Here is a 4572-nt window from a genome sequence, read left to right as displayed (position 1 = left end):
CTGGGGTAAAAGTCACGGGTTAGACAGCCCAGGGAACCGAGTCACAACCCGAATTGCCAAAGGGCGTTGGCGGTGAGTGTGACCAGCCCAATGCCGAGCAGATTGAACACCAACCCATAGCTGGCCATCTGCTTCACCGACACGGCACCGCTGCTCATGGCAATGGCATTGGGTGGGGTGGAAATGGGCAGCATAAACGCATAGCTGGCACAGATGGTGGCGACCATCATCAGTAATCGGCTGTCGAGGCCGCTTTGTTCGCAAACGGCCAGCAGAATGGGCAGAATCATGGCAATCAATGCGGTGTTGCTGGTAATGACGGTGCTAAAGGTCACCAGAAACGCGATAATGGCGATGACCCCCCAAGTGGGGAAAATGGTAAGGTGTTGCAACAGCCACGCCATTTGGTCGGCCAGTCCGGTGCTGGTAAAGGCACTGGCAATGGCGAAACCGGCTCCGAACAGGAAAATGATTTCGTAAGGAATTTTTTTCGTGTCCTGCCAATCCAGAATGGAAAACGGCGGTAGAAATAAAATCAGGCCGAACCCCAGCAACAAGCCTTTTTCATTAAAGCCTGTGCCGCCGAAAACCGAGGTGATGACCGCGTTCAATACCAAAATGCCCACCAGCGCCGCCAGCAGCCCCAACACTTTTTTCTGGCCGCTGTTTAAGGGCTTGGGCTTAAAGTCGGTTTTGAGCGTTTCGTTCACTGTGCCCAGCCCCAGTACCCAGCCGACCACCAGAAACATCGGCACCACCAGCGGTAGCACCATTAATACCCAATGTGCGAAACTGATGCCAGGAATCAGGTGTTGATCGAAAAAACCGAACAGAATTAAATTCGGCGGGGTGCCGATGGGGGTTAGAATGCCGCCGATACTGGCTCCAAAAGCGATGGCCAGTGCAAAGCGCATCTGCAGTTCACGCCGGTCGGTGAGAAACATCGCCAGCGGCATTAACAGCAAGGCGGTGGTGGTATTGGATAAAAAGGCGCTCAAGCCGCCGGAAGTAATGGCCAGTGCAAAAATCATTCCTTTCGGTGTGGCGGGAAAAATGGCCAGCATTTTCTGCGAGATCCGATGATGCAATTCGGTTTTTTCAATGGCAATGGCCAGCATAAAGCCACCGATAAACAGAAAAATAATCGACTGGGCATAGTGTGGGGCGACTTCGTTGGTGCTGGTGAGCCCAAACAGCGGAAACAAGACGATCGGCAGCAAAGACACCCAGCCCAGCGGCATGGCTTCGTTGCTCCACAAAATCACCAGCGCCACCACGGTTCCCAGCAAGGCCGCTTGCGATCCGGTCAGCCAGACGCTCAATAAAGCAAAAATCGCCAGGCCTGGCAAAATGGCCAGCAGTAAGCCATGAATGGGTTTCGACAGCGTCATACCGGTTCCTTTGGGTGTGCGTTTAGAGCGCTAAACGCTGGGGTGAAAAACGAAGTGATTCAGGCATTTTGCACTCAATCCGGATTATCATGTAAGAAAGCGGCTCGGGATGCAAGTCCTCTTCGGGCGGGAAACAAGACTGGATGTTTTTTAAAAATTTGTGCATAATTGAAAATCTTTGCCGAACTTTTTGAAGGGACAATACAGGATTAATCGGTTGCTCTCAACCGGAACCATTTCAACTTGAACGATTCCGGTTACAATGACTTGCGCGCCACACCCCAATACACCATGAAGGTAGAAAAGGTATCGTTTGATGGATTCCCAAACCGATTATTTTACATTCCAGGCTTATCAAGCGTGTTTAAGCGACAGGCACTTTTTCTATACGCATGATGCTGCGGGTATCTTCACTTATTTAACGCCTTCCGTTACCCAGGTACTGGGCTATCAACCCCATGAAATTCTAACCCATTACAGCGAATTTTTGACCGACCACCCTAAGAATGAGGCGGTGCACCGCCACACCCAGGCCTTGTTAAAAGGTGAAAAATCGCAAGCCTACACCGTCGAAATCTACCATAAAAACGGTGGCAAACGCTGGTTGCAGGTGCAGGAATTTGCCGAACGCAATGCTGAAGGACACGCCATAGCGATCCATGGGCTGGCCACCGACATCACCGATTACCATCACACCTTACAGCAACTGGAAACGCAAACCCAGCGGTTTCAGCGGGCGGAAGCCATGGCGAAGGTGGGCAGTTGGGAGCTGAACCATGTTAGCCAAGCACTGTATTGGTCGCAAGAGGTGTACCGCATTTTTGAGTTGAACGCTCAGAGCGTTGAGGCGTCCTACCAATGTTTTATTGACAGGGTGCATCCAGACGACCGTGATAAGGTTGAGCAGGCGTATCAGCAGTCTTTGCAGCAACAAACACCCTACCGAATCGACCATCGTTTGCGCCTGCCCGACGGGCGGATCAAATTCGTGCGGGAAGAAGGCCTGACCGATTTTGATACCCATGGCCAGCCGTTGATGTCCAGCGGCACCATTCAGGACATGACGGACTATTATCACGCGCAACACGCTTTGCAAAAACAAAAAACCCTGTTGCGCTCGGTGATTAATGCCACCAGCGATTTGATTTTCATTAAGGACGCGATGGGGGTTTACCAAGGCTGTAATCCGGCGTTTGAACGGTTTGTCGGGCGTTCGGAAGCCGAAATCATCGGCCAAACCGATTTCGACCTTTTCAACCAGGCGGTGGCGGAAGCTTTTAGCCATCAGGATGATGTCATTTTTGACAGAGGTGATGCCCGCCACCATGAAGAATGGCTGACTTACCCAGACGGCCAAAAAATGCTGGTGGACACCCTCAAAACCCCGTTCTACGGTGAGGACGGCAATGTTTCCGGTCTGGTGGGCGTCAGCCGTGACATAACCGCTCGCAAGGAAGCCGAAGAAAAACTATACTTTCTGGCACACCATGATGATCTGACCGGCCTGGTCAATCGTTATCTTTTCACCAGTCTGTTGGAGCAGGCCATTGCGCACAGCGAACGCAATGGTGAATTATTGGCCGTGCTGTTTATCGACCTGGATCATTTTAAACAGATTAACGATTCGCTTGGGCATCAGGTCGGGGATCAGGTGTTGGAGCAAGTGGGTAAATGCTTGCAAAGCAGTGGGCGCAAGTCCGATACCATTGCCCGTTTGGGCGGCGATGAATTTGCCTTTTCCATCCGCGATCTGAGTGGACCGGAAGACGCCAGTGTGGTGGCGGAAAAGATTCTCGAAGTCCTTGAAAAACCCTTTCGGGTGGAAGGCCACAAACTCTATATTGGCGCCAGCATCGGCATCAGCCTCTACCCTCACAATGGCACCAATGCGGATGTGTTACTGCGCAATGCCGATGCCGCTATGTATCGTGCCAAAGATAATGATCGCAACACCTACGCTTTTTACACCGAAGAACTGACGCAGATTGCGTTTCAGCATATTCAGTTGGAATCCGAGCTGCGCCGCGCGATACAGAACAACGAATTCGAACTCTATTATCAACCCAAGTACGAATGCCACAGCCGCCGTATTGTCGGCTCCGAAGCCCTGATTCGATGGCACCACCCGACACGCGGTTTGCTGATGCCCGGCCAGTTCATCGCTGAGGCGGAAAAAAGCGATTTAATCATTGAGCTGGGCGAATGGGTATTACGCCAGGCCTGCACGCAAAACGCGCAATGGCATCGCATGGGCTTGAAGTCTGGGCGTGTGGCGGTGAATATTTCCGGCAAACAGATCACCAAACATGACCTCAGTCAAACCGTGCAGACGGTGCTGGCCGAAACCGACTGCAAGCCAAAATGGTTGGAGCTGGAAATCATTGAGCGTTTTGTGATGAGTTCGCCGGAGCAGGCACTTTCGGTGTTGAACGACATCAGCCAGACTGGCGTGGCGTTTGCCATTGACGACTTCGGCATCGAATATTCTTCTTTGTCTTACCTGAAACAAATGCCGTTGAATACGCTGAAAATCGACCTGTCGTTTATCCGCGACATTCCCGAAGACAAAGACGATATGGCGATAGTGGAAGCCATGCTGGGGCTGGCGAAAAGCTTTAATCTCATGTCGGTGGCCGAAGGCGTTGAGCGCCCAGAGCAGCTTGAATTTTTACGCACCTCCGGTGCCGATCGTTTTCAGGGCTTTTTAATGAGCAAACCCATGCCGGCTCACGCGTTTGAAGCGCTGCTGAAAACCCACCCAACGCTTTAGCGACCGGCCGGATTCGAGCCAGCCGGTTGCAAACCGACGATACCGAATATCGCCAGGCCTGGCGAAATGTAATCGGGGAAGTAACGCTAGGAGGGGAGCGGCTGTGGCAACCGAGTCTGCGGTGAGTGGATCACGTCATGGGTCATATCGATAAACGCTTAATCTTGGTTGCGATTTATGATAGGTTTTCAGTCGGCTTTGCAGCGCGGCCGTCATGTCCATGGGTGAGATAGGTTCAAACCCCAAGCGTTGGTAAAAAGCCTGCAACGCCGGGCGAGCAAAGGCGTAAATAACCGCATCGGTGTCGCATTGCAGGGTGCGAATCAATTGGTGAGCGAAACCTTGCTGCCGGTACTCGGGTAAAATAAAAAGGCCGCGTAACCACCAGGCCTGGTCAAACGGCACCAAACG

General features: G+C 52.2%; 3 protein-coding genes. 1 reads left to right on the top strand and 2 read right to left on the bottom strand.

What is annotated here, in order from left to right; translation table 11 throughout:
* Window positions 1-41 precede the first annotated feature (41 nt).
* Window positions 42-1391 (bottom strand): SLC13 family permease, encoded by a 1350-nt coding sequence (locus ACP5D0_RS09445; protein WP_472365511.1) that lies wholly within the window; start codon window positions 1389-1391, stop codon window positions 42-44.
* A 316-nt stretch (window positions 1392-1707) separates the two neighbouring features.
* Between ACP5D0_RS09445 and ACP5D0_RS09440 the strand changes: the two genes are divergently transcribed.
* Window positions 1708-4161 (top strand): EAL domain-containing protein, encoded by a 2454-nt coding sequence (locus tag ACP5D0_RS09440; RefSeq protein ID WP_472365510.1) that lies wholly within the window; start codon window positions 1708-1710, stop codon window positions 4159-4161.
* Between the two features lie 135 nt (window positions 4162-4296).
* Here the strand turns inward: ACP5D0_RS09440 and ACP5D0_RS09435 are convergent.
* The coding region (locus ACP5D0_RS09435) for a GNAT family N-acetyltransferase (protein WP_472365508.1) at window positions 4297-4572 on the bottom strand (276 nt) is incomplete at its 5' end.

Source organism: Hydrogenovibrio sp. (assembly GCF_049975065.1).
In the GTDB taxonomy this organism is placed as follows: domain Bacteria; phylum Pseudomonadota; class Gammaproteobacteria; order Thiomicrospirales; family Thiomicrospiraceae; genus Hydrogenovibrio.
Note: the sequence above shows the minus strand (reverse complement) of the source record. Positions and strands in the feature narration are given on the sequence as shown.